General features: G+C 72.2%; 23 protein-coding genes. 12 read left to right on the top strand and 11 right to left on the bottom strand.

What is annotated here, in order from left to right:
• Nucleotides 1-64: 64 nt before the first annotated feature.
• The 4 genes from KDL28_RS38995 (at nucleotide 65) to KDL28_RS38980 (ending at nucleotide 2,863) form a co-directional block, all read left to right on the top strand.
• Complete coding sequence (locus KDL28_RS38995) at nucleotides 65-790, top strand: flavodoxin family protein (protein ID WP_252446530.1); 726 nt, start codon at nucleotides 65-67, stop codon at nucleotides 788-790.
• A complete protein-coding gene (locus tag KDL28_RS38990; protein ID WP_252446529.1) occupies nucleotides 787-1,749 on the top strand; it encodes a DUF5996 family protein in 963 nt (320 codons plus the stop codon). Before KDL28_RS38995 ends, KDL28_RS38990 begins: the two co-directional genes overlap by 4 nt.
• Nucleotides 1,746-2,045 (top strand): GNAT family N-acetyltransferase, encoded by a 300-nt coding sequence (locus KDL28_RS38985; protein ID WP_252446528.1) that lies wholly within the window; start codon nucleotides 1,746-1,748, stop codon nucleotides 2,043-2,045. Before KDL28_RS38990 ends, KDL28_RS38985 begins: the two co-directional genes overlap by 4 nt.
• Before the next feature lie 200 nt (nucleotides 2,046-2,245).
• Nucleotides 2,246-2,863, top strand: coding sequence for a plasmid pRiA4b ORF-3 family protein (locus tag KDL28_RS38980; RefSeq protein WP_252446527.1), 618 nt, complete (start codon nucleotides 2,246-2,248; stop codon nucleotides 2,861-2,863).
• Between the two features lie 9 nt (nucleotides 2,864-2,872).
• Here KDL28_RS38980 and KDL28_RS38975 read toward each other — a convergent pair whose 3' ends face one another.
• A complete protein-coding gene (locus KDL28_RS38975) occupies nucleotides 2,873-3,712 on the bottom strand; it encodes an IS5 family transposase (protein ID WP_252446526.1) in 840 nt (279 codons plus the stop codon).
• 714 nt (nucleotides 3,713-4,426) lie between these two features.
• A complete protein-coding gene (locus KDL28_RS38970; RefSeq protein ID WP_252446525.1) occupies nucleotides 4,427-5,188 on the bottom strand; it encodes a YqjF family protein in 762 nt (253 codons plus the stop codon).
• A 206-nt stretch (nucleotides 5,189-5,394) separates the two neighbouring features.
• Between KDL28_RS38970 and KDL28_RS38965 the strand changes: the two genes are divergently transcribed.
• Nucleotides 5,395-5,757 (top strand): hypothetical protein, encoded by a 363-nt coding sequence (locus KDL28_RS38965; RefSeq protein ID WP_252446524.1) that lies wholly within the window; start codon nucleotides 5,395-5,397, stop codon nucleotides 5,755-5,757.
• Between the two features lie 24 nt (nucleotides 5,758-5,781).
• Here the strand turns inward: KDL28_RS38965 and KDL28_RS38960 are convergent, their stop codons facing one another.
• The 4 genes from KDL28_RS38960 to KDL28_RS38945 form a co-directional block, all read right to left on the bottom strand.
• On the bottom strand, nucleotides 5,782-6,009 hold the full coding sequence (locus KDL28_RS38960; RefSeq protein ID WP_252446523.1) for a hypothetical protein: 228 nt from the start codon (nucleotides 6,007-6,009) through the stop codon (nucleotides 5,782-5,784).
• A gap of 268 nt (nucleotides 6,010-6,277) precedes the next feature.
• The gene (locus KDL28_RS38955) at nucleotides 6,278-6,787 is read right to left on the bottom strand and encodes a hypothetical protein (RefSeq protein ID WP_252446522.1); all 510 of its coding nucleotides are present in this window, start codon (nucleotides 6,785-6,787) and stop codon (nucleotides 6,278-6,280) included.
• Nucleotides 6,788-6,811: 24 nt separating this feature from the next.
• The gene (locus KDL28_RS38950; RefSeq protein WP_252446521.1) at nucleotides 6,812-7,798 is read right to left on the bottom strand and encodes a GlxA family transcriptional regulator; all 987 of its coding nucleotides are present in this window, start codon (nucleotides 7,796-7,798) and stop codon (nucleotides 6,812-6,814) included.
• A gap of 140 nt (nucleotides 7,799-7,938) precedes the next feature.
• Entirely contained in the window at nucleotides 7,939-8,148 is a 210-nt protein-coding gene (locus KDL28_RS38945; RefSeq protein WP_252446520.1) for an LLM class flavin-dependent oxidoreductase, read from the bottom strand.
• Between the two features lie 508 nt (nucleotides 8,149-8,656).
• On the opposite strand from KDL28_RS38945, the gene KDL28_RS38940 reads away from it, so the two are divergent.
• From KDL28_RS38940 to KDL28_RS41980, 6 genes are all read left to right on the top strand, one after another.
• Nucleotides 8,657-8,851: a hypothetical protein gene (locus KDL28_RS38940; RefSeq protein WP_252446519.1), complete on the top strand. Its 195-nt coding sequence runs from the start codon at nucleotides 8,657-8,659 to the stop codon at nucleotides 8,849-8,851.
• A gap of 29 nt (nucleotides 8,852-8,880) precedes the next feature.
• Entirely contained in the window at nucleotides 8,881-10,107 is a 1,227-nt protein-coding gene (locus KDL28_RS38935; RefSeq protein WP_252446518.1) for a lanthionine synthetase C family protein, read from the top strand.
• Between the two features lie 96 nt (nucleotides 10,108-10,203).
• Nucleotides 10,204-10,404 carry a hypothetical protein gene (locus tag KDL28_RS38930; RefSeq protein ID WP_252446517.1) on the top strand — a complete coding sequence of 67 codons (201 nt, stop codon included), beginning with the start codon at nucleotides 10,204-10,206 and terminating at the stop codon, nucleotides 10,402-10,404.
• Nucleotides 10,405-10,471: 67 nt separating this feature from the next.
• A complete protein-coding gene (locus KDL28_RS38925) occupies nucleotides 10,472-13,570 on the top strand; it encodes a type 2 lanthipeptide synthetase LanM family protein (protein WP_252446516.1) in 3,099 nt (1,032 codons plus the stop codon).
• The gene (locus tag KDL28_RS38920; RefSeq protein ID WP_252446515.1) at nucleotides 13,567-15,444 is read left to right on the top strand and encodes a DUF4135 domain-containing protein; all 1,878 of its coding nucleotides are present in this window, start codon (nucleotides 13,567-13,569) and stop codon (nucleotides 15,442-15,444) included. Before KDL28_RS38925 ends, KDL28_RS38920 begins: the two co-directional genes overlap by 4 nt.
• On the top strand, nucleotides 15,441-17,648 hold the full coding sequence (locus KDL28_RS41980; RefSeq protein WP_252446514.1) for a peptidase domain-containing ABC transporter: 2,208 nt from the start codon (nucleotides 15,441-15,443) through the stop codon (nucleotides 17,646-17,648). Before KDL28_RS38920 ends, KDL28_RS41980 begins: the two co-directional genes overlap by 4 nt.
• On the opposite strand, the gene KDL28_RS38910 is transcribed toward KDL28_RS41980, so the two are convergent.
• The 5 genes from KDL28_RS38910 to KDL28_RS38885 form a co-directional block, all read right to left on the bottom strand.
• Nucleotides 17,579-19,450: an AfsR/SARP family transcriptional regulator gene (locus tag KDL28_RS38910; RefSeq protein WP_252446513.1), complete on the bottom strand. Its 1,872-nt coding sequence runs from the start codon at nucleotides 19,448-19,450 to the stop codon at nucleotides 17,579-17,581. The genes KDL28_RS41980 and KDL28_RS38910 overlap by 70 nt on opposite strands.
• 410 nt (nucleotides 19,451-19,860) lie before the next feature.
• Nucleotides 19,861-20,271: a DUF6069 family protein gene (locus tag KDL28_RS38905; RefSeq protein ID WP_252446512.1), complete on the bottom strand. Its 411-nt coding sequence runs from the start codon at nucleotides 20,269-20,271 to the stop codon at nucleotides 19,861-19,863.
• A gap of 1,505 nt (nucleotides 20,272-21,776) precedes the next feature.
• Nucleotides 21,777-21,935 (bottom strand): UvrD-helicase domain-containing protein, encoded by a 159-nt coding sequence (locus KDL28_RS38900; RefSeq protein WP_252446511.1) that lies wholly within the window; start codon nucleotides 21,933-21,935, stop codon nucleotides 21,777-21,779.
• Between the two features lie 317 nt (nucleotides 21,936-22,252).
• A complete protein-coding gene (locus tag KDL28_RS41975; RefSeq protein WP_308216133.1) occupies nucleotides 22,253-22,939 on the bottom strand; it encodes a DDE-type integrase/transposase/recombinase in 687 nt (228 codons plus the stop codon).
• Nucleotides 22,936-23,742, bottom strand: a complete 807-nt coding sequence (locus KDL28_RS38885; protein WP_252446510.1) for an alpha/beta hydrolase — start codon at nucleotides 23,740-23,742, stop codon at nucleotides 22,936-22,938. Before KDL28_RS38885 ends, KDL28_RS41975 begins: the two co-directional genes overlap by 4 nt.
• A 249-nt stretch (nucleotides 23,743-23,991) precedes the next feature.
• Here KDL28_RS38885 and KDL28_RS38880 point away from each other — a divergent pair, with 249 nt between their 5' ends.
• Complete coding sequence (locus tag KDL28_RS38880) at nucleotides 23,992-24,888, top strand: helix-turn-helix domain-containing protein (RefSeq protein WP_252446509.1); 897 nt, start codon at nucleotides 23,992-23,994, stop codon at nucleotides 24,886-24,888.
• The last annotated feature ends 404 nt before the right edge of the window (nucleotides 24,889-25,292 follow it).

The raw sequence follows: 25,292 nt of genomic DNA, 5'->3' as shown, positions 1-25,292 counted from the left end.
ACCTGGGCGGGCGGCGCGCTACGACGTCCGACGTGGACGCGGCATGAACGAGGGAGAACGTCTCATGGACGGATCCGTGACGCAGGAGCCCGACTTCACCGGGCTGCGCGCGATGTACATCAACTGCACCCTCAACCGCTCGCCCGGCCGCAGCCACACCCAGGGCGTGATCGACCGCAGCGTGGCGATCATGGAGGCGAACGGGGTCCGGGTGGACCAGATCCGCGCCGTCGACCACGACATCGCCACCGGCGTCCGCCCGGACATGACCGAGCACGGGTGGGACACCGACGAGTGGCCTGCCCTGCTCACCCGGATCCTGGCCGCCGACGTCCTGGTCGTCGCCGGGCCGATCTGGCTCGGCGACAACAGCTCGGTGACCCGCCGGGTGATCGAGCGGCTCTACGGCTACTCGGGAGTGCTCAACGAGCACGGCCAGTACGCGTACTACGGGCGCGTCGCCGGCTGCCTGCTCACCGGCAACGAGGACGGCCTCAAGCACTGCGCGATGAGCATCCTCTACAGCCTGCAGCACATCGGGTTCACCGTCCCGCCCCAGGCCGACGCGGGCTGGATCGGCGAGGTCGGCCCCGGCCCCTCCTACCTCGACGAGGGCTCGGGCGGCCCGGACAACGACTTCACCAACCGCAACATCGCGTTCATGACCTACAACCTGCTCCACCTCGCGGGGATGATCCGCCGCGCCGGCGGGATCCCCGCCCACGGCAACCAGCGCACAGCCTGGGACGCCGGCTGCCATCCCGATCACGCCAACCCGGAGTACCGATGAACAGCGCTGAGACGATCAACTCTGCGACGAGCTGGCCGAGCCTGCGGGTCTCGGACTGGACCCCCACCCGCGACACCCTGCACATGTGGACCCAGGTCGTGGGCAAGATCCGCATGGCCCACGCCCCGCTGGTCAACCACTGGTGGCAGGTGACCCTGTACGTCAGCCCGCGCGGGCTGACGACCTCGACCATCCCGTACCGGGGCGGGGCGTTCGAGATCGAGTTCGACTTCCTCGCCCACCGGCTCGACGCCCGCACCAGCGACGGCGGCGCGCGCAGCGTCCCGCTGCGGGCGATGTCGGTCGCCGAGTTCTACGCCCAGGTGCTGGACGTGCTCGACCAGCTCGGCATCGAGGCCCCGATCCGGCCCCGGCCCAACGAGGTCGACCCGGCCATCCCGTTCGCGGAGGACACCGTGCACGCCTCGTACGACGGTGAGGCGGCCGCCCTGTTCTGGCGGCAGCTGCTGCAGGCGAACCGGGTGATCGGCGAGTTCCGGTCGCACTTCGTCGGCAAGGTCAGCCCCGTGCACTTCTTCTGGGGCGGCATGGACCTCGCCTGCACCCGCTTCTCCGGGCGTCCGGCGCCGCCGCACCCCGGTGGAGCGCCCAACTGCGGCGACTGGGTCATGGTCGAGGGCTACTCCCGGGAACTGTCCAGCTGCGGGTTCTGGCCGGGCGGCGGGGAGGAGGGCGCCTTCTACTCCTACGCCTACCCCGCCCCCGAAGGGTTCGCCGACCACCCGGTCCGCGTCGAAGGCGCGTACTACAGCCCCGAGTTCCAGCAGTTCCTGCTGCCCTACGAGGTCGCCCGGGCCGCACCGGACCCGGACCGGGTGGTCACGGAGTTCCTGCACAGCACCTACGCGGCGGCCGCGGACCTCGGGCGCTGGGACCGCTCCGCCCTGGAGGACGACCCCCTCCGGTGGCACCGAAGCAACCCGGAGGACATCACATGATCACCGTGACCGACAACCGCACCGCGAACCGGTTCGAGGCCCGCGCTGGTGAGACGCTCGCGGGGTTCGCGGACTACTTCCGCACGTCGGAGCTCGTCGCCTTCGTCCACACCGAGGTCGATCCGGCCTTCGAAGGGCGCGGCGTGGGTTCCCAGCTGGCTCGCACGGCTGTCGAATCGGTGCAGACGGAGGGGCTCCGGGTGCTTGCGGTCTGTCCCTTCATCGCGGGTTGGTTGATCCGCCACCCGCAGTACGCCCATCTCGAGTACCGGGCGGCCAGCAAGGTCACGGACTAGGTACGTCGATCACCTGGCCCGGCTGCTGCGCATCAAGCGGCTGGTCGACCTCGGGTTCTCGCTGACCGGATCGCCGAGCTGGGCGAGGACGACCACCATCCCGCCGATGCGCTGCACATCCTGTCGCGGGCTTAGAGGTCGTTGCAGAAGTCCTGACGGGCGTTCGGTGACGATCCGGGGTCGGTGGGAGCATCGCTGTCATGGCGAGGCCTTGGGTGACGGCGGCGACGAAGATCATGCGGATCGAGATCGTGTTGGTCGAGTCCGAGCCGGTGGTGCGGCGGATGGTCGAGGTCCCGGACGGGGCGAGCCTGGCCGTCTTGCACGAGGTGATGCAGGAAGCGATGGGCTGGGATCACGCGCACCTGCACGAGTTCCAGATCGCCGGAACGCCTTACGGAGTGCCGGACCCGGACTTCGACCCGGAGTTCGACACCAGGACCGTGGACGAGTCCACGACGAGGTTGTCCGAGCTGCTGAGCGCGGGTGATGTGGTCGAGTACCTCTACGACTTCGGCGACAGCTGGCGCCACCGCCTGACCGTCGAGGCCGTCACCACCCCGGAACCGGGGGTGCGCTATCCGCGGTGCGTGGCCGGGCAAGGGGCGTGCCCGCCCGAGGACGTCGGGGGCGTGTGGGGCTACCAGCGGTTCTTGGAGGTTCTGGCCGATCCGGCCGACCCCGAACACTCCGAGCACGTCGAGTGGTGGGGCTCGGACCGGTTCGACCCGACACTGTTCGACCTCGACGAGACCAACGACGCGCTCAAGCGCCTAGCCTGGACCGCGCTGCAGCGATCGTCGACAGCCCGGCGATGATGGCGCTGGTCAGGGGGCTGACGGTGGTAGCCGGCGGAGGCAGATCAGTGCGCAGGCCAGCGACAGCAACGCTTCGACGGTGTCGCGGGAGCGGTCATGGCGCAGAGCGAGCCGGCGGAAGCTGAGCAGCCAGGCCATGGTGCGTTCCACGACCCATCGGACCCGGCCAAGCCGAGAGGAGTCCTCGATCCCACGCCGGGCGATGCGCACCCCGATCCCGCGCCGGGACAGATACCGGCGACATCGGGGGAAGTCGTCTCCCTTGTCGGCATGCAGCTTCTGGGGGCGTCGCCGCGGCCGACCAGGACGGCCGACCTGTTCGCGGACGCCGGGGTTGGTGTCGAGCAGCGGGGCGAGCATCCGGCTGTCGTGGGTGTTCGCGCCGGTGATCAGCACGTTCAGCGGCAACCCGTTGCGGTCACACAACACGTGGTATTTCGTCCCGGCCTTGCCGCGGTCGGTCGGCGACGGCCCGGTCACCTCGCCTCCACGCTTGGCGCGGACGCTGACCGAGTCGACCGCAGCCCTCGACCAGTCCAACACTCCGGCCTGACCGAGCCGGTCGAGCACCACCCGGTGCACCTCGTGCCAGACCCCGGCGCGCTGCCAGTCCCGCAGCCGCCGCCAGCACGTCGTTCCGGACCCGCAGCCCAGCTCGACGGGCAGCTCGTTCCAGCGGATCCCCGTGCTGAGCACGAACACGATGCCGGCCAGTACGACCCGATCCGGCACCCGCGGTCGGCCCAGCCGGGCCCCTCGGAGCGGACGCCGAGGCTGGGGAATCAGCGGCTCGACCACCTCCCACAGCTCATCGGTCACCAGCCGCTGCGCCGTCGATCCACCCACCATCAAGCATGATCATCGCTGCCAGGCAGGTGCGATGGCGTGATCAACACGCGCCGACTTCTGCAACGACCTCTTAGCCTAAGCCTGCTCGATACTCCGGCGTCGACGACTTGGTGGTCCTCCTCCAGCACTGGGCAACGCGGCGACCGCGGGCGGCGGCGGGAGCGTGGTGACCTAGCTGCCCGCAACCTGGCCTTGGACCTCAAGGAGGCCGGTGAGCGGTTCCAGGTCCTCGTCCGCGATCGCGGGGCCCGGTTCCAGCGTCGCCCACCGACGGCGACCGCGAACAGGCCCTCGCCATCCTCACCACCAACCCTGAGCTGGCGCCGGCGGCGATCTCGTCTCGGCGCTCGGAGGGCGCATTGCCCGTCGGCCGGCGCAGAGAGCAAGCAGGTGACGTGCCGGGCCAGCTCATCGGAGATGCATGTCTCAGTGTGGCCGGTCGCCAGCGCTTCGAAGCACGGGCTGGACTCCAGTCGCACCTTGCGGGCTACGCATGACCAGATGCCGATGATCCGCAGGCAGTGGGCCACCGCGGCGGTCCGTTTCTCGCCGATCTTCGGAACGGCCTTTGCCACCGCGATCCGTCCGATGCTCTGACTACGCGCCCGGTTCACTGCGCCGGCGGGCCTACGACTCCGAGCAGGACCGCACGGGGAGACCGGCTCGTTCGTCGTCGCCACTGGTCGACCGCGCCCGCCCCGGGCCTGACCCCGGTCAGTGGCCCCGGCGCGGCCGGCGGGCGTCGTGGGGCGGGCCGAAGGTCACCGGCACGCCCGGTGACCACAGCACCGAGTCCGGGGCGCGACCGGCCAGCCCGGGCAGGCCCGCCGCGGCGACCAGGGAGTCGTCCAGCCGGGTCAGCTCGGCCTCGTGCAGCGGCCACGGGCCGTGGTGGTTGGGCATGTACAGCGTGCGGCCGAGGTGGCGCACGTGCAGGCCCCAGCGGTTGGTCAGGAACCGGGTGAGCGCCTCCGGGCGGGGGAGCGGCGCGCCCGGGCGGACGCCGATGCGCCCGCCCACCCCGCGCGGGCCCGGGAACCTTCGCGCCGTGGTGTACCGGATCTCGCCGTCGACCTCCCGGATGCGCATGCGCGCCCACGTGTAGGGCAGCCCGAACAGCGCCCGCGCCACGAGCACCACCGGCAGCCGAGCCGCCTCCAGCGAGCGGAACACCACCCCGCGCCGGCCGGCGTCGTCGACGCTGTAGAGCCGGACGTTGGTCTCGGCGAACGTGCCCAACCAGGGCAGGCGGGGCAGCCGGCCGAGCCCGGTCCCCACCATCTGGAACGGCACCAGCCCGACCCAGGTGCTGCCGTCGAAGACGTCGGGGGAGGTGCCTGCGGGCATCAGCGGCGCCACCAACTCGGGGTCGACCCGCCAGTGCACGAACGTGAGCAGGCGCCACTGCTGGGCCAGGATGGCGGCGCCGGCCAGCGGGGGTGCCGGATCGCTGAACGATTGCAGGTGCGGTGACATTCGGCCCTCCTGAACGGTTTGACCGGTGATCTTGGTCGTGGGGCCGCGTGCCGCAACCGGGGGAACTGCCCCGGCGGGATCGGGTTATCGTTGCCGGCCGGACGCCGGCGCGCGGCCAGGGGCACTACCCAGGCCTGGCAGGTCGGCCCCTACCGGCGAGCGGGCGGCCGCGCCTGCTCCAGCTCGCCCACCGCGCGGTTGACCGCATGCTGGATCTCGAAGCTCCCGCTGTCGCCGAGGCTCTCATGCCGTCGCGCTCCCAGCTGGCGCAGTTCCGCGGTCTCAGTTACCGCGGGCGCACCCTGGTCGAGCTCCTCCCCGCGGTACCGATCTTCTGCACACAATCCGCGTGGTGCCGGCCAGTCAGCGTAGCGCCCTGCTCTAGACCTACTTGGGCGGCGCGACGGGCTCGAGCGGACCGGCGCTCGAGCCGGATCGCCCAGAACCGGGCGATCAATGTGGACCTGGCCGAGCAGTACACCGGGCACGCGCTGGCGGCGCTGCGCGAGGTGGTGCGGGCCGAGCGGCCGGCCGATCTGTCCGTGGAGGCCTTCAAAGCCTTCGCCTGAGCCGGGATGGCAGCGCGGGCCGCCTCACAGACCCAGTGCGTCGACGTTCGCCGGCAGGCCGGCGCAGGGTTCCAGCTTGCCGCTGCGGCGGCCTTCGATCGCGCTGGTACAGATCTCGGCGCAGCGCAGGTCGATCTTCTTCGAGTACTGCCGCTTGATCCGCTCGAGCGCCGCGGCGCGCATGACCTTCGGGTTCGCCGCGTTCTTCGCGAGATCGGCAGCTTGGCTCAGGAAGGGTCCGGCCAGGAACATGGCCGGCCTGAACTTGAGTCCGGCTGCGGCAGCGGCGATCGCCCCGGCGCTGCGACGGCCCGGAGTTCAGCATCGCCGAGAAGCGCGCCGACGAGTTGATTGCCGCACTGAACCCACGCGCGTGGCGGCGGCTCGCGGTCGGCGCCGGCGCTCATGGCTGCCGCCGCCGTGCAGATGGAGGTCGATCCTGTCGCCGTGCGGTCGGTCATGCCGAAGGCGGCGGAGGTGCCGGATTGCGTCTGGGCGGGGTTGATCGTCGCGTCGCCTCTCAGGTAAGGGGTGCGGCGATGAGGGAAGCGCCAATCAGGAGGTCCAGAACGATGCAGAACTCTGCATAGCCACGCGGGACGACTCCGACGGCATGGTGGTGACTCAGGTCGCGGTGGTGGGCGACGTCCCAGGCGGCATGGCCGATCCAGGCTAGACCTGCGACGTATTGACCGGCCTGGGGTATCACGAGCACGGCCAGAACTCCGCAGCCGCCGAAGACGACCAGCCCGATGATCTCCAGCCGCAGGACGCCGGGACGGCGGAACTGACCTCGTACCGCTCCGAAGACGAGGTACGCCATGGCCAGGCCGGGCAGGAGCAGCGTCGGTGGATCCGTGCGATTCCACGGCTCGATGGTGAGCAGAGCGATGACGCCCCCCGCCACGCCGATGAGAGCCGGCCACCACCGTGCCAGCGACGCGAGCCAGCCGGACCTTGCGCTCGCCGGCTCACTGGCATCGCCGATGAATGGCTCTGATCCGGACACGCCGGTCATCTCCACCTCCACCGTTCAATCATTAATTAGCTTCTCTTAGACCGGCTCTGTGCGGGCTCGTCGGGAGCGGCCGGGGGTGATGCCCAGAGTGCGTTGGAAGGTGCGGTACATCGTTTCGACGGTTCCGAACCCGCAGATGCGGGCGATGTCATCGAATGTCGCATCGCTGGTATCGATCAAGCGCCTAGCCATCTCGACCCGGCTCGCCTGCACAAACGCCGCCGGCGTGGCACCTGTCTCCCGGCGGAAGGCCCGGCTAAAGTTGCGCACGCTCATCGTGCAGCGGCGCGCGAGGGCGGGCACCGACAGGTCTGCATCGGGCTGTTCGGCGATAAGCGCCAAGACGTCGCGGAGCGGTTCCTGAACCGGCCGACGAACTGCGAGCTGTGCACTGATCTGAGGAAACCCGCTCGGCCGGTGGACGAACATGACCATCTCGCGGGCCACGGCCATCACCAACCCGGGAGCGTGGTCGTGCTCGACCAGGGCGAGCGCCATGTCCATCCCAGCGGTGACTCCTGCCGATGTCCAGACGTTGCCGTCGCGCACGTAGATGCGGTCGGTCTCGACCTCGACCGATGGGAAGCGGGTGGCAAGCATGCCGCACACCGACCAATGCGTGGTCGCCCGGCGCCCGTCGAGCAGGCCCGCGCGCGCAAGCAGCCAGGCCCCGGTGCAGACCGATGTCACCCGCCGCGCCGACGCTGCCGCCTCGGCCAGCCAGCGAATGAGGTCGCCGTTGTCAGCAGCGTGAGCAGTGCTGTACCCGCCCGCGACCATCAAGGTGTCGATGGGGCCCGCTACGGTTGCGGCCTGCTCAGTTGCGATGACCAGGCCCGACGAAGCTGTGAGCTTCCCTCCGTCGATGGACACGACCGATGTCGCGTAAGCAGGTCTTGCGCCGAGTCGATTGGCCATCGCAAAGATCTCGAGCGGACCCACGACATCCATCCCCAGAACCCCGGGGAACGCGACGATGACCACGACGCGAGAATCGGCCGCTGCTGAGCCCACGGTGGTCATGCTCGACGACGATCATCAGCCTAGCAAGGACGTAACTCTGACGGTTTCGGCCACGACCTCAGCCGATACTCGGCGAGCTGTCGTCTCCAGTGCTTGCGCGACACCGACTGCGGCCGAGGAGACGGTCCGGATCGGGTTGTCTATTCAGGCCGGTGAGCTGTCGCTCGCCCAGGTGTCGAGCGGGCGAAGGTGTCCGAGCAACCGGTCGGCACGTGGATGTGGTGCTCGGCCACCCACGCGTCGTCGAAGCCGGTCTCCTCGGCGGCGACCGCGGTGGCGACGGTCGCGTCGAGCACGGCGGAGTGCGGCTGGTCGGGGAACTGCGCGGACAGCAGCAAGCCGAACCGCACGCTCTCCCACATCGCCGGGCCGTCGACGGACGCCGCCGACGCTAGCCGACGCCTGCCGGTGCAGCTCGACCCTGCGGAGTGTCTGCGCCGCTTCGGTGCCGAGATGTCTCCGCACCCCTACGCCCACACCCACGTCGACCCGTTCGCCGACCTGGACGTGGCCACGTACCGCATCGACTCCAGTGCGCGGGCGCTCGCAGCTCTGGACTCGGACCGACCTGCTGCAGATGCACCCGACGGACTTCGAGGAACCGATCGAACGACTCTTCGACACCATGGGCTACCGCGCCTGGTGTACTCAGCCCTCCCACGCGACGCGGTGCGGGGCGGCGCGTCGGCGAGGTGGAAGTCCCATTGGCCCCCTCGGCGTCCGCGGCCCCGACCCGGGGTTCCTCCCATCGAGACCATGACCGAGAGCAGGGCTGACACCGATCTGCAACCGATCTGACGTCGGCTGGTGGTTCCCTTCGACCCGCTCGAACGTGCCGCTCGACGAGAGGTGTTGCAGATGGACATCGTCCGTGTCTGGAAGGACCCGTTCCACCGCAGGCGCATCGGTGCGTCGGGGGTGGAGAACCCGATCGGTGAGGTGCTGCTCGACGACGAGCTCGACGAGATCGTCGGTGGCGCGCACAAGGCCGACTCCGGGGGTGGCGGCGGTGGCAGTACGACCAGCTGGAACGCCGGCGCGCGTGCCTGCTGATGCCACTCGGCGATCCGATCGGTGCGCAGGTGCGCGAGATCGTCGCCGAGGTCGCGGGCCGGCTCGCGGACCACCGGACGGATCCCGGGGGGACGGCGGGTTCTCTCGCGCAGGGCGCCGCGGGCATCGCACTCCTGCATGCGGAGCTCGCTTCCGCCGACGGTGGGGCCGACGCCCACGCGCAGGCGGCCGCCGCGCACCTCTCGGCTGCGGCCGAGGCGGTGCGCTCCGGCGCGGTTCTGCCGCCGGGCCTGTTCGAGGGGCCGGTCGCGTTCGCGTTCGCCGCCACCCGCACCCCCGAGCTGGCCGAACGCTTCAGGTCCGAGCTGGCGGTCGTCGACCGGCGGATCGACGCCCGCCTGCCGATCCGGCTGCGACCAGAGCTCCGCCGAATCGGGGCATCCCTCCCGGGCGCCACGTTCGACGCGTACGACGTGGTGGCCGGTGTGACCGGGGTCGGTCGCTACCTGCTCGACCGGGATCACGAGCCGTCGGCTGGGCTGATCTCGGTCCTCGAGTACCTCACGGCCCTGACCCGGCCGCTGACCGGACCCACCTACCAGCTACCGGGATGGTGGGTCGCGCACGCGCGGCGTCGCGTGGCCTTCGACGAGCCCGACGACGGCGAAGGCCACGCCAACCTCGGCCTGGCGCACGGCGTATGCGGGCCACTCGCCCTGCTGGCGCTGGCCTGGCGCGCCGGCGTCCGCGTGCCGGAGCAGGACCTCGCCATCACCCGGATCGTGGACTGGCTCCTGGCGCGGCGTGTACCCGACGGGCAGGGCCGGTGCTGGCCCGGGGCGCTGTCGCGCAGCGACCTCGAATCGGGCCGCGCCGCGCCGCCGAGCGCGCGGCCGGGCTGGTGCTACGGCGCACCGGGGACGGCCCGTGCGATCCAGCTCGCCGGTATGGCCCTGCACCGTCCCGAGTGGACGGCGGTCGCGGTGAGCTCGACACGGGAGCTCCTGGCTGATGCGGTGGTGGGGGACGAGGAGGACGGCCTGTGCCACGGCAGGGCCGGGATCCTGCACCTGACGGGCCTGGTCGGCGCCGACGCGGGAGATCGATGGATCCTCGAGCGCACCGCCACAGTCGCCACGCGGATCGTGGAGCGCTACGACCCGCGGAGGCCGTCCGGCTTCGCCACGGACGCGGGCCTTCTGCGGGGCGCGGCGGGCATCGCGCTGGCGTTGCACGCCTACGCGCGTGGCAGCAGGCCGGTCACGGGCTGGGACGCGGCGCTGTTGGTGTCGTGAGCGCGCGTGACGACGTTCTGACACCGATCTGACGCGTCGTGTTGATTCGCTTCCGGAGCCCGGCACCAGCCGGGTGTCTACAGAGAGGAGTGGCGGATGGACCTCGTCCGCGTCTGGAAGGACCCGTTCCACCGCAGGCGCATCGGCGCCTCGGGGGTGGAGAACCCGGTCGGTGACGTGCTGCTCGACGACGAGCTCGACGAGATCGTCGGCGGTGCGCACAAGGCCGACTCCGGCGGCGGCGGCGGGACCGGAATCGGCGCCGGAAGCAGCTGGAGCGTCGCCCACCCGGGCTGACCCGGGTGCCGGGCGTGCGCTTCGCGCCGCCCGGCACCCGGATCCGCCCCACCCCCGGGAGTACCTCATGACGAGTCGGCAGGTCGACGGATGGCGTGCCGCGACCCTGCGCGAACGGCTGCGGCTCGGACCGCCGCCGGTCGCGGAACCCGGCGGGGACGAGCGGCACGCGTACTGGGCGTCGCACCGCTGGACCCGCACGCGACCGCACCGCACCGCCGACCGCCTGGCCGCGCTGGGCACGGACGCCGACGCGTTTCGCGCCCTCCTGGACGAGGACCACCGCAGCCTCGCCCTACGGGCCGGGGACCGCGGCGCCGGCTGGCTGGACCCGGACGAACTGTCCGCGGCGACGCAGGCTGGCTGCGCAGTGCCCGATGGCGGTCTCACGCGTCTGGTCGATCCGCTGCTGGAGCACTACCGCTCCCGGCTGCGGCAGGCGCTCTCGCCGGTGCTGTCCTGGTGCGACGGCGTCCCGGTCTCCGAGCGCGCCGGGTTCCTCCGAGCGCTGGTGGACACCGCGCCACGCGAGGCGTTCGCGGCGGCCGCCGAGCGGACGCTGGTGCTCGAACTGAACGTCGCGCGCGTGCAGGGGCTGCTGCGCGGCGACGACCCGGCCGAGCGGTTCCGGTCCTTCCTCGACCTGTCCGCAGATGTGGCGTTCCGCGGCCCGTTCTGGGCCGACTACCCGGTGCTGCTGCGCGTCCTGACCCAGATCGGACGGGGTTGGGTCGCGAACGCGACCCGCCTCGCATCCCGCTTCGTCGCGGACCGGGCGGAGCTGCGGGAGCGCGGGCTGCTGCCGCGGTCCGCCGGTCTGCCGTGGCGGGTCGATCTCGGGGTGGGGGACAGCCACCGCGGCGGGCAGTCGGTCGCGACCGTGTACGTCGGCGACGGCCGCGTGATGTACAAGCCGCGACCGCTCGCCGTGGACGTCGCGCTGCACGAGGTCATCGCCGCGCTCGGCCGTGACCCGGCGGCCCCCCGCCTGCGCGTTCCGTCCACGGTGGACCGCGGGGAGTACGGGTGGTGCGAGTTCGTGGAGCCTGCGCAGTGCGCGACGGCGGCCGACGTCTCCGAGTTCTACCGCCGCCTCGGCGGCCTGCTGGCCGTGTTCCACGCACTGCGGGCGACCGACCTGCACGCCGAGAACATCGTCGCAGCAGGACGGGATCCGGTCGTCGTCGACGTCGAGACGCTGTTCGACCCACCGAGCCCGATCCCGGACGACCCTGCGGGTGAGGCGTTGTCGGCCTCCGTGCTGCGCACCTATCTCCTGCCGGACCCCCAGGTCTTCCGGGACGAGACCGGTCGCCTGCGCCGGATCGACATGAGCGCGATCGGTGCGCGGGCGGGCCAGGCCGTCCCGGTGGGCATGCTGCAGATGCTCGAACCGGGCACGGACACGGCCCGGATCGTGCCCGGGCCACGCCCGGTCACCGAGGAGTTGGCCAACCGGCCCGGGGTGGCCGGCGACCGGCACGAGCCGGGCCGCTACCGCGACGAGCTCGTCGACGGCTTCCGCACCGGCTACCGAGCGCTGCTCTCGGCCCGCCGCGATCTCCTGTCGCCGGACGGGCTGTTGCGGGCCTTCCACGGCGCACGGCTGCGCCTGATCGTGCGCCCGACCCGGGTCTACACCCGTCTGCAGAACCAGAGCCTGCACCCGGACTACCTCCGCGACGGCCGGGACCGGGAGGTCCTCCTCGACCGCCTCTGGAACGTCCCGGATTCCCCGCACGTGCGGGACGTGGTCCAGTCGGAGATCGACCAGATGGGGGCGGGAGACGTCCCGCTGTTCGAGTTCCGTCCGCGCTCGACCGACCTGGCCGCCGGCGACGGCACCGTGATCTCCGACTACTTCTCCCGCCGCCCGTACGACTCCGTCTTCGACCACCTGCTGGACCTCGACGACGTGGACAGGGAACGCCAGGAACGGGTCATCGACCTGGCGATGGCGACGCTCGGCGCGGCCGGCCCAGGCCCAGCTCCGGCTGAGCCACCGGGGCCGTCGGACGGTCGGGCGGGCCGCCTGCTGGACGCCGCGACCGCCGTCGGTGAGCGGCTGCTGCAGCTGCGCGTCGACGGCGACGGGACTTGCGGCTGGCTCGGCCTGCGTCGCTACGACGACGACGTGTGGACCCTCGAGGCGGCCGGGCTGCGGCTCGACCACGGACTGGCCGGGATCGGCCTGTTCCTCGGCCGGCTCGGCGTGGTGACGGGACGGACCGAGTTCACCGGCATCGCGGCGCAAGTCGCGGACAACCTCGCGCTGCGGGTGCCACCGGACCTCGCCGGCCGGGTCGCGGGCCGGGCCGGCGCCGATGACGTCGACGCCGCCGATGTCGGGCTGTTCGGGTCAGCCGCGGGCACGTTGTGCCTGCTCTCGTCGCTCGGGACGGGGATGGGGACCCGCCGGTGGCATGCGGTGGTCGACGAGCTGGCCGGCGACCTGGTGCGGCTGTGCGTGGGCACAGCGGGGTCCCTCGCCGTCGCCGACGGTGCGGCGGGTGCGGTGCTCGGGTTGCTCGCGTGCGTTCCGGCCCTCGGCCGGGAGCGCGCCTCCGCGCTGGCCGGCACGGTCGCCGACCACCTGGTCGAGGCGTGGCGGGCGGGTGTTCGCTCGGACGGTGACGGGATCGTCCGAGGCCCGATCGGCGTCGCGCTCGCGATGAGCGCGCTGTGCGTGCACCGCCCGCTCGCCCGGTACCGGACGGTTGCGCGCGATGCGCTGTCGCTGGCGCGGGCCGCCGACCCGGCGGGCTGGAGCCTGCGAGGAGGCGTGGCGGGCGTCGGGATGGCCGCCGACAGGATCGTCCGCGACGGCTCGCTGCCGTCGGACGATCTCGATGCGGTCGAGCTGATCCGGCGGGACACGCGCGACCGACTGGTGGGACGTTGGAGCGGCCCGACATGGCCCGTGCACCACCACGGCCTCCTGGACGGCGCGATCGGTGAGCTCCTGGCCCTGCTGTGCCTGACGCGAAGCGGCGGCCGGTACCAGCGGGCGCACGACTGCACCGCTGCCGCGCTCGAGCAGATCGCGGTCGGTCCTCGGCGGTGCAGCACCCCCGGGTCGGTCGAGACCCCGTGCCTGTCCGCTGGGCTCGCCGGCATCGGATGGGGTCTGCTCGCGGCCGCACGACCGGGAACCGGCCTGCTGTGACGGATGCAGCGGGCACCGACGTGCCGTGGTGGCGTGCCGCGAGCCTGGCTGAGCGGGGCGCGACGGCCGTCCGCCCCGGCCCCGACGACGCCCGCAGGCAGTTCTGGCAGGATATGCCGTGGACGCGGAACAGCGAGGTCGTCGCCGCCCGGGTGGACCGGCTGGGCCTCAGCGCCGACGGGCTGGCCGCGGTGCTCGCCGCGGACGGCGACGAGTGGGCGGGCCGCCTCGCCGCGCCCGACTGGTACCGCCGGTTCCGCGCCGATCGCGACCGGGCAGGCCGTCCCGCGGACACGGCGGCGTGGCGTGACGCGGCCGGCTGGCTGGACCCGTTCCTCGACGGCGCGAGGCATCGCCTGCTGGTGGCGCTCGCCGCGCGGCACCCGCGGGCTTCGCTCCCCCCGGAGCTGTCGCGGCTGTCCGACGTCGTCACCGGCGGGTGGCCGGTCCACCGCACGCTCGCGCCCGCGATCCGGACCGCAGTCCTCGAGTACCACGTCGCGCGGGAGCGCGGGGAGGTCGGTGGCCGCCAGGGCACCGCGTGGCGGGACTTCTCGTCGCGGCTCGACACCGGCCGCGGGCGCAGCGCCCTCTGGCGGGAGTACCCCGGGCTGGTGCGCTTCGTGATCGAGTCCTACGCCGGGTGGGCCGACCGGAGCCTCGAGCTCGCCTCTCGACTGGTGGCGGACTGGAACCGCATCCGGGAGACCGGGCTCGCGGGCCCGGACCCGGGGGCGCTGGTCGCCATGACGACGCCCGCGGACACGTCCCGCTCGATCGGCCCGGTTCGGATCCTGCGATTCGAGCGCGCGCGGCTCGTGTACAAGCCCCGGTCTACCAGCCCGGAAGCCGGTTTCGCGGCAGTGGTCGACTGGTTCAACGCGGGCGGGCCCGCGCACCGTCTGCGCGGTGCGCGTGTCCTGGACGCCGGATCGTACGGCTGGATGGAGCATGTCACGCCCGCCGACTGTCGCGACCAGGGCCAGGTGGAGCGGTTCTACTGGCGGGCCGGGGCGCTGACTGCGCTGGTTCACCTGCTGCGCGGGCTCGACGTGCACGCGGCCAACGTGGTCGCCGCGGGCGGCCACCCCGTCCTCATCGATCTCGAGACACTGCTGACCGGGGAGGGGACCGCCGACATGTCGTCGGTGCTCGCGACCGGGCTGATCCCCTCCGTCTCGCACTACCGCGACGAGTCCGGGGCGCTTCGGCCGTTCGACTACCCGGGCTTCGGCGAGACCGCCGGGCGTCCGGCGGCGGTCGTCCGGGCCGTTCCGGGGCGTGACGAGCACGGCGTCCCCGGCATGGTCCCCCGGCGGCCGGTCATGCCGGCCCATGTCAACCTGCCGGTGCTCGCCGGGCGGCGGGTCGAGCCGGCGTTGCACGCCGAGGCGTTCGTCGCGGGGTTCGAGTACGGGATGCGGGCCGTGCTGCACGACCGGGACGGCTTCCGGCGCGGCCCGCTGGCCGTGCTGTCGGCCGCGTCCACGCGCTACGTCCCGCGACCGGTCCGGGTGCACCTGCGGCTGCTCGACATGAGCTTGCACCCCAACCTGCTGCGTGACGGCCGCGACCGGGACGTCCTGCTGGAGCGGCTGTGGCACGCGACCACCCGCGGCCCGGGGCACCCGGCCGTCGTGTCCGCCGAGATCGCCGCGTTGCGGCGTGGCGTCGTCCCGGACTTCACGACCGGTGTCGCCGACCGGTCGCTCGTACTGCCCGACGGCACGAGCGTTGACGGGTTCTGGACGCGGACCCCGATGCAGCTCGTCGAGAGACGGGTCGCCGGGCTGACCGAGGCGGAGATCCGCACGCAGGCCGCAACCGTGGCGCGGGCGATCTCCTCGACCACCGCCGAGCGGGGCGCACGGTGAGCGGCGGCCGAGCCGGACACCGGGTCCGCTACCAGGCGCAGTCGTCGATGGCCGAGTGCGGCGCCGCCTGCCTGGCCATGGTCCTGACCGCCTTCGGTCACGGGGTGAGCGTGCGGGAGACCCGACAGCAGCTCCGGGTGGGCCGCGATGGCAGCACGGCGCTGGGGCTGGCACGGGCCGCCCGAGACGCCGGCCTCACCGTCCGCGGCGTGCGGTGCACCGGCCCGGAGCTCGTGAACGTGCCCATGCCGGTGATCGCCCACCTACGGCACGATCATTTCGTCGTGGTCGACCGGGTCGGACGGCGCAGCGTCTCGGTCGTCGACCCGGCCCACGGGCGCAGCCGGATCCCGCTCTCCGAGTTCGCCGAGGAGTTCGGCGGGGTCGTGCTGACGTTCTCGGGCGCGGCCCGCCCGCGCCGCAGCGGCACGCGTGGTCTCGTCCGCTTCCTGCTCGACCAGGCTCCGCGCCGGCCGGGCGCGATCGTCACCGCAGCGCTGGCCTCGCTGCTCGCGACGGCCGCGGGCCTGCTGCCCGCGTTCGCCGTCGGCCTCACGGTGGACACGCTGGTCCCCCGGGGCTCCTCCGACCTCGTGGGGCTGGCGCTCCTCGCACTCGGCGCGGTCGTCATGAGCCGGGTGCTGGTCGGCATCCTGCGTGCCGGTGTGCTGGTGCGGCTCCAGGTGGCCGTCGACGAGAGCCTCACGACACGCGTCGTGCACCACCTGTTCCGACTGCCGATGCGGTTCTACGACCTGAGGACCGTCGGCGACCTGCTCAACCGGGTACGCAGCAACGCGGTGATCCGGCAGGTCCTCACGACACAGGTGCTGGTCGGGTTCCTCGACCTGGTCACCGCGCTGGTCTACCTGGGGCTGCTCCTGGTCGTCGCGCCCGGGTTGGCGGTCGTGGTCCTCGCGGTGGTACTGGTCCAGCTCGCGCTGCTGCTGGCCGGAACCGGACCGCTGCATGCGATGGCCCGCCGCGAGATCGAGCTCGGCGCGCAACAGCAGAGCCTCGTGCTGGAGGCGCTGGCGGGCATCGAGTCGGTCAAGATGTCGGCGCTCGAGGAGCCGATCCTGGCCCGGTGGAGCCGGACCTTCTCGGAGGAGGTGCGGGCGGCGGGGCGCCGGCAGCTGTGGGAGAGCAGGCTCGATGATCTGACCGACGTCGTCCAGGTCGCGCTCGGCGCCGGGATCGTCCTGGCCGGCTCGTATGCGGTCATCCAGGGTGGGGCGTCGCTCGGCTCGATGCTGACCGGCGCTTACATCGCGTCCGGTCTGCTCGTTCCGCTCGCCGGTCTGGTCAAGCAGGTGCGGTCCCTCCACGTGGTGTCCGTGCACCTGGCCCGGCTTCGCGACCTGCTCGACGAGGAAGCCGCGCCCCGGCGCGGCGAGGGCCCGACCCGCCCGGACACGGGCGTACCCATCGGCGAGGTCGAGCTGCGGCAGGCCTCGTTCTCCTACGGCGCGTCCGGAGCCGGCGTGCGGTCGGCCTCGCTGCGGGTGCCCGCCGGGTCCTTCGTGGCGATCACCGGCGCGAGCGGCTCCGGCAAGAGCACCCTCGCCCGGATGCTGCTCGGGGTGTACCGGCCGGACTCCGGCACGGCGCTCGTCGGAGGGCGGGAGGCGTGGGCGTTGTCCGAGCCGGAGTTCGTGGGGCGGTGCGCGGCGGTCGCCCAGGAACCGGCGGTCTTCAGCGGCACGATCGCCGACAACCTCCGTCTGGGTCGGCGGGACGCGACCGACGAGGACATCGGCCGGGCCGCGCGGCTGGCCGAGTTGCACCGCGACGTGGAGGCGATGCCGATGGGGTACCGCACCCACCTGTCCGAGCGGGGCGGAGGCCTCTCCGGTGGGCAGCGGCAGCGACTCGCGCTGGCCCGAGCCCTGATCCGGGAGCCGGCACTGCTGGTCCTCGACGAAGCGACCAGCTCGGTCGACCCCGACACCGAGCTGGCGATCCTGGGGAACCTGCGCGCGCTCGGGGCGACGGTCGTGCTCGTCGCGCACCGGCTCAGCACCATCCTGCACGCCGACCGCGTGGTGGTCATGGACGGTGGGCGCATCGTCGAGCAGGGCACGCACGACGAGCTCCTCGCCATGGGCGGGCTGTACGCCGCCACCCTGCACCGTCAGCTGGCGCGGTCGTTCCCGAACGGCAGTTCGGCGGCGTACGCGCGGAGCAGTCCGGGAACGGCGTAGCGTCCGGGGGACCGCTCGACGACCAGGTGGTGGCGCGAGAGTTCGGCGAGGCCCGGCCCGGTCCCGGACAGCGGCACCGCGGCCAGCAACGCGGCTTCGGTCGCGGTGGCTCCCGTGGCGCACGCGACGCCCAACGCGCGGAAGAGCCGGCGTGCGGCCGGACCGAGCGCGCCGTAGGACCGGGAGAACGACTCCCGGAGGTCGGTGGCCGGGTCCGTGCCGGACAACGCGTCCAGCGGGGCGCGGGAACCGCACACGTCCGCGGCGAGTGAACCGAGCAGCGGATGCAGGGCGGCTCGCGCAGCCACGACGGCGAGCGCCAGCGGCAGCCCGGCGCACAGCCCGACCAACCGGTCGACGGCCACCGGTTCCGCCCGCACCCGGTCCACGCCCAGCCGGTGCTCCAACAGCTCTCGGGACTCCGCGGCGGACAGGGCGTCGATCGGCACCGGGAGGGCGCCCTGCGCGGTCAGCCCGGTGATCCGGACGCGGCTGGTCACCAGCGCCACGCAGCCCTCCCCTCCGGGCAGCAGCGGACGCACCTGCTCGGCGTCCGCTGCGTCGTCGAGCAGGACGAGCAGACGCCTGCCGGCCAGCAGGCTGCGGTAGAGGCCGATCCGGGCAGCGGGAGCGGTCGGGTGGCGATCCGCCGGTACGCCGAGCGTCTCCAGGAAGCCGCGGACCACCTCGTCGGGTGGTGCCGGTCGGCCGGGCCGGGCGAACCCGCGCAGGTTCGCGTACAGCTGTCCATCCGGGAAGCGGTCCGCGACGCGGTGCGCCCACTGCACGGCGACGCTCGTCGTCCCCGCACCAGGCCCGCCGGTGATCACCGCCGAGCCGCCCGCGGTACGTGCCAGCAGGGAGTCGAGCCGGGCGAGCTCCACGGCCCGCCCGACGAACCCGGTGGTCCTCGGAGGGAGCTGGCGGGGCAGCAGAGCAGCCACCCAGGCGGCACGGCCGTTGTCGCCGCGGAGGATCTGCTGGTGCAGCTCGCGCAGACCGGTACCCGGCGTCACCCCGAGCTCGTCGTCGAGCAGGCGGTACACGGCCTGGTAGGCGTCGAGGGCCTCGGAGCGCCGGTCCGCGCGGTGCAACGCCGTCATCAGCTGCGCCCAGAGCCGCTCACGCAGCGGGTGGACGGCAGTGAGCTCCCGAAGTTCGCCGATCAGCTGCTCGCCTGCGCCCGCGGCCAGTTCGAGATCGATCCGTCGCTCCTCGGCGCGTAAGCGGCGGTCGATGAGCCGTGGCCGCTCGACCTGGTCCAACCAGGCCGCCCGCACGCCGTCGAAGGGGGTGCCGCGCCACAACGCAGACGCCGCGCGCAGCCGTTCCCGCTCGGTGTCGGGATCCTGCTCGGACGCCGCGACGTCGAGAACTCGCAGGTAGCGCACGGCATCGACGTCCGCCTCCAACAGGTACCCGTCGCGGCCGCTGCGGATCGCGCCGCTGCCGAGCAGTCTGCGCAGCCGCGCGACGTAGGTCTGCACGCTCCGCCGGGCGTCGCCAGGCAGGTCCTGGCCCCAGATCGCGGTCGCCAGCCGGTCCGGCCCGATGAAGTGCCGCGGCGACATCGCGAGGACCGCGAGCAGGGCGCGCAGTCGGCCGGGGCCCACGGCCACCGGCCGTCCGGCCACCCGGACCGACAGCGGGCCGAGCACATCGACCTGAACCGTCCGCAGCGCGGCTACGGTCACCGGTACCTCCCCCGAGGTCTTGCAGTAGCGGTGGTCAGCCGGACACTTGCTGCGAACCGGCGGATGACGTGCCCTGGCAGCCCGTCGGCGATCAGGTCGCTGTCCCACCGGGTGCAGTCCTGCTCGGCCGGTCGCGCACCGCCTCGCCGGCGTCCCGGGCGACGGTCGTGCCGGGACGGAGGGCTACCCCGCCTCGTGAGCCGTGTGCTCGGTCGGCCACGTGGGCGGTGGGCTGGACCCAGTGCCGAACCAGGCGACATCTCCCTCGATCGCGACGTCGCTGGTGTCAGCGGCGGCTGCGGCGGACCCGGCGGCGGCTGCGGCCGCGTCGAAGCCGTGGCTCACTGCTTCGGTGAGGAGGCAGTAGCTCATGGTCCTTCCTCCATCGCTTGGATCCCACTACTCGGTGGTGACTCGAGATCGGGACCGGACTCCTCGGTCATCGCCTGTCGGTGAGCCGCGTCCGCATACCGATGCGCTTGCGGCGAGCCGGTGCGATCAGCGGTTGCCGGTGGCGGTCACGGCAGGCGCCGGGCGACGGTGGGGATCACGATGGCCGCCGCCACGACGTGGGTCAGCATCAGCGTCAGCTTCGTGGCGCCGTCGGCGTCGGTGAGCACGTCCGGCACAAAGGACAGCACTGTCAGCGCGACGGTGGTGCGGATCCACGCGGTGCGCGGCCGGCGGGCGAACCGGCGCAGCACCACGGCGATGACCAGGCCGATGATCGAGAAGATCGCCGTGAGCACGGCGAACCCGGACACCGGGATCGGTACGCCGGACAGAGCCAGGCTGATCCCGACCGCCCGGCCGGCCGCGGCGACCAGCGACGCGGCGACCGCGGCGACGAGGGTCGCGGCCGCACCCGCCAGAAGCAGCGAGCCGAGCGTCGGCGCGGCGGACGGGGTGGTGGTGGACGTGCTGGACATGGAGAACCTCCGATGTGGGCAGACCGGCTCGCTCGCCGTTCTCTCGTCCGGTCCACGAACGACGTCGCCGGCATTCGACGTGTCTGCGGAACGAACCTCAGGAACCCTGCGCGCGGGCACGCGCGCGGTAGGTCAGGTGCGTGATCGAGTGGCCCACCGCGACCTCACCTGATCCAGGGGGCAGCGGGGTGGGCGCCCTCCATCGGCCGCGGCTCGTGGGCGTGATGGGTGAGCACGAGGAGCGGGCGGTGGAAGACCGGGTCGTCGCCCCGCCGGCCGTTCCACGGACGGGACCGACCCAGGGGGCAGGCGGGACGGCTCCACGCCGTCCCCACGCGCACGCCTCGGTCCCGGCGTGACCGAAACGGTCGCCGGCGCTCTGCCGCGCGCCGGTGTCGAAGCCGTCGCGGGAGGCGGCGGGGTCGCGGACGAGGACGAGTGCCATGGTCGTTGCTCCTGTGACGGTGGGGGAGCCGGTCGCGGATGTCGCCGACGTACGGCGGCGGGTGTGTCGTGCTGCCGAGACGCTAGGAGCGCGAGGCGCACCGACGCAGGTGCCGGTGGTCACGTTCTCCGGCATGACTTTCGGCACGCACCCCGCGGGCGCCAGGTCGTGCCCGGTCTCTACGCCCCGGGTATGGGAGGGGCTGCTGCCCCGGCCATCCCGGGCGTGCTGTCGGTGCTGACCTACAGCGGCTTCCAGTGCTTCGCCGCGCTGCTCGCCCGGACGGCGAGGCGGGAGTCGGAGGCTCGCCGGGCCCGTGGGAGTGGCCCATGCCGAGCTGCGCGGGGCCTCCACCCCGCAGGAGGAGCCGCAGCTTGCGCAGGCGGGTCGGGAGCAGCCGGGTCAGAGCGCGTAGTACGACGACCTCGTGACGAAGGACCAGGATCTCGACGTTCTTGGTGGAGTCGGCGAGGGAGTAGCGCGAGCCGGCTCAGCACGTGGGCGAGCGTGAGGTGGATGAGTCGGACTGCCACGGCCCTCGATCGTCCTGCTGCCGTTGCGGATCACCGCCGCGGGGCTGGTGGCAAGCGGCGGTATCCCCTGGCCAGAGCCGGTGACAGAGTTCGTGGCACCCACAAGCGCTCGCCGGTGGTGCGGGTGATCCCGCGCGGAGGCCGTGGCCCCTACCGCGTCGTCGGGTCGCGGCCGTCGGGGTCGTCGGCGGCGTAGTCCTGGACTTCGCCCAGGTGGCGAACAGCAACAGCTCGGGGTGCAGGGTGCGGCGGCCTTGTTGCAGGTCGCGGGCGGCGGTGGCGAGGTGGTGCAGGGCGGTGCCGCGGCCCACGAGAGCGACCCGGCGTCGGGCATGGAGCAGGGTGAGTAACTCGGCCATCGCGCCGCCGTTGGTGCGACACAGGATGGCGTCCTGGGTCGTCCACGGTGTCTAGGCGGCTGGTGACGGCCGGTGAGCCGGTCAGACGCAGGGGCTGCCCAGCGACGGCGAGCCACCGGTTGGCCTCGGTCGCCAGCGCAGGGCCGAACCGGACGGAGCGCGACAAGGTCAGCGGGGTACCGTGAAGTCGGTCATGACATCGCGGGCGCCGCGCCAGCCGTAGACGGCTTGGGCGGAGTCGCTGACCATGACCAGCTGCGCGTGCCCGCGTTGTGCGTTGAACACCTGCTCCAGGACGGGATTGGTGTCCTGGGCCTCGTCGAGCAACAGGAAGTCCCGTCCGATCCTCGGCAGGGCGACGACCAGCAGCGCGGGGTCGTATGGACTCGATCAGGTCGGGCCCGCGGGTGACGGTGCACGGACTGCCGCTGACCACCGACACCCGGACGTCACCGGACGCGACCCTCGATAGGGACTGCTGACGATCTGGTTGACACTCGTGGTGAGTGCGTTCAGGCCGCGTTAGCGGCCGCGTGATGAATGCTCTCGTACTCGATCGGGGTGAGCCTGCCTAGGCGGCGTTGGCGCCGTCGACGTCGATCGGGACTGCCCAGACTTTGGTTGACCCGGTGCAGGTAGGTGGGTCAGGCCGCGTGAGCAGCGTTGAGCAGTGTCTCGAACTCGACCGGGGTTAGTCGACCGAGGCCGTCCTGGCGTCTGCGCCGCTGGTAGGTGGTCTCGATCCAGGTCACGATCGCGAGGCGGAGCTCAGCGCGGGTGCGCCAGCGCCGGCGGTTGAGCACATTCTTCTGCAGCAGGCTGAAGAACGACTCCATCGCGGCGTTGTCCGCGCAAGTCCCGACGCGGCCCATGGATCCGCGCAGCCCGGCCGAGCGGAGTTCTCGCTGGTAGGCGTGTGATCGGAACTGGCTGCCGCGGTCGGAGTGCACCACGGTCGCGGCCGGTCCACGCAGCGCGACCGCGTTGCGGAGCGCGGTGACCGCGAGGTCGGAGGTCATCCGGGCGTCGATGGAGTAGCCCACGATCCGCTTGGACGCGGTGGTGATGACGACGGGGGCGGACGGGAGCAGGGCGCGTCCGGCCGTGTCGAGGTTGTCGCCGTGGTGGTCGTGGCTGAGCAGCACGGCGTCGATCGGAGGGAGGTCGGCGACGGCGACGGCGACGGCGGGGCCGGTGGTCTTGCGCGACGAGGTCCCCCAGCCGAAGTCGTAGCGCCTGCCGGGGGCGTCGAAGGTCGGGTCGGTGAGCAGTCGCCATCCGTCGACCTCGATGAGCACGGTCGGCCCGCCGACGTGCGTCAGGCTGATCATCCTCTGGCGTTGCGCAGGGCCCAAGCGAGGACGTAGTCGGCGATGTCCTCCCAGCCGGGGGCGGACGGCAGCAGGTGGGGCTTGCCGCTGAACTCGACGACCTCGGTGAGGGTCTTGTCGGACTTGTAGTGCTTCGCGTTGGACCACTGCACCTTCGGCGGCATGATGTTGTCCTCGGTGCCGGCGACGAACAGCAGCGGGGCGCGGCTGTCGTTGTGGTAGTCGACCCAGGTGCCCTGGTGTCCGGGGGTCAGGTTGGCCAGCGCGCTCTCGAAGAGGATCATCCCCGAGACCGGGACGGCGTAGCGGTCGTAGAGGGCGTGGGCCTCGTCCTCGGGCAGGGTGTTGGTGAACGCGTAGTTCCATTGCTCGAACGAGTAGCCGACCGCCTTGTGCCGGTTCGCGGGGTTCTTCAGCACCGGGAACGTTGACTTGATCTGGGTCAGCGGCACCACCGGGACGCCCTCGGTGGGCGCGGAGTTCAACGCGACCCCGGCGGCCCCGAAGCCGTGGTCGAGCAGGATCTGGGTGAACACCCCGCCTGCGGAGTGTCCGATCAGGATGGGCGGTGCGTCGAGGCCGCCCACGACCGACTCGAGGTGCTCGACGATGGCCGGGACCGTCACCGCCTGGACCGGGGAGGGGTCGGCGTTGAGGGCCTCCACCTCCACCTCGAAGCCCGGGTAGGCGGGTGCGATGACTCGAAAGCCGCGCTGCTCGTAATGCGCGATCCAGGTCTCCCAGCTGCGCGGGGTCACCCAGAACCCGTGGATGAGGACGATGGTGTCGGGCGCGGTGCTCATGGCTGGTTCTCCTCGGCAGGGTTCCCGGCGTTCCGATCGCAAGCCAACATCGTCCGCACCCGGAGGAATGGGCTGCGCGCGCAGGATTCTGGGATGGCAGTGCAGAACCGTTGACCTTCTCGGCTGATCGACCACCCCACCGGACGCCGCTAGGCTCGACATCACTGGCAGCGGAGGGTCAGCGTGGCGCTATTGCTCGACACGGACACGATGCCTGCCGATCGCCGTGCCGATGCGCTGCGGGCCGCGATGACCTCGAAGGTGGTTCCGTCGCAGGTCGACGTCGAGGCCCGGGGCGAGGTCCGGGCCCGGATCCACGGCTGGCAGCTGGGTACGAGCGCCCGCCTCGCGCACGTCGCGTCCTCCGGGCACCGGGTGGTGCGCAGGGCGCGGCACCTGCGCGGTGGAGCCGAGGAGCAGATCTCGCTGGCCATCCAGCTCATCGGGCGCGGCAGCCTGACCCATCGCGACCTGTCCCCGGCGCGGACGGGCGACCTGCAGCTGGTGGACTTGACCTCGCCGTTCGAGTTCACCGCATGGCCCGCCAGCGCCACGCAATCCCTCTACGTCGACGTCGCGCAGCTCGGGCTCCCCGTCGACGTCATCCGCACCGCGGCTCCCCGCCTGCGCAACAGCCCGCTCCATGAACTGACCCGCGCGCATCTCGGTCACGTGCGGCAGGTCGCTGACGCCGTCGAGACCTGCCCCAGCGCCGCCATGCTCGGCGTCGCGACCGTCGAGCTGGTCCGGGCCCTGATCGCGTCGGCCGCCGAGTCGCGGCACCAGCGCCAGACCGCCGCCGAGTCGTTGACGGCCCGGATCACCGCTTACATGCGCCTCCACCTGGGCGAGGTCGACCTCGACCCGGCGCGCATCGCCGCCGAGCACAACATCTCCGTGCGCTATCTGCACCTGCTCTTCGCCGAGCGGAACCTCAGCGTCCGGCGATGGCTGATGCGGGAGCGATTGGAGGGCGCGCGCCGCACCCTGACGACAGCGGGCCCCCGGCGCACGTCGATCGCCGGCGTCGCGCGCCAGTGGGGCTTCGCCGATCCCGGCCACTTCGCGAAGCGCTTCCGCGCCGCCTACGGCATGAGCCCGCGGGAGTGGCAGCAGCTCGCCGCGGCGACGGACGGGCGTCGCTGACGGGCGCTCGCGCCGCCCGACCACTCCGAACGAACGAGAGCGGTCCCGGGGTCGAGTAGCAGCGGTACAGCCGTTGACGTTTGGTAAATGCTCTGGGCTACGTGGATCAATGACCTTGTACCCGAGTGGTCGCGGGCTCGAACCTCGCGGCGGTGGGCACGCTCGGCGTTCGCGTCGGTGAGGCGTGGGCGTAGTGCTTCGGCCGGTATGAGCTGGTTGTCGCGTTGGGGCTGGCCGGCGACCTGGGTGTCGGCGTGGGTGATGAAGTAGGACACCAGGGACTGCTGCACCGATAGGTGACAGGTCAGTCAGGCCGCCTGTGCGGCAGGTCTGGTGATCATTGCTTCGTACTCAACCGGGGTCAACCGGCCCAGCGTGAGCTGGCGGCGGCGCCGGTGGTAGGT

Origin of the sequence: Pseudonocardia humida, from assembly GCF_023898865.1 — a bacterium.
GTDB lineage: Bacteria > Actinomycetota > Actinomycetes > Mycobacteriales > Pseudonocardiaceae > Pseudonocardia > Pseudonocardia humida.
Note: the sequence above shows the minus strand (reverse complement) of the source record. Positions and strands in the feature narration are given on the sequence as shown.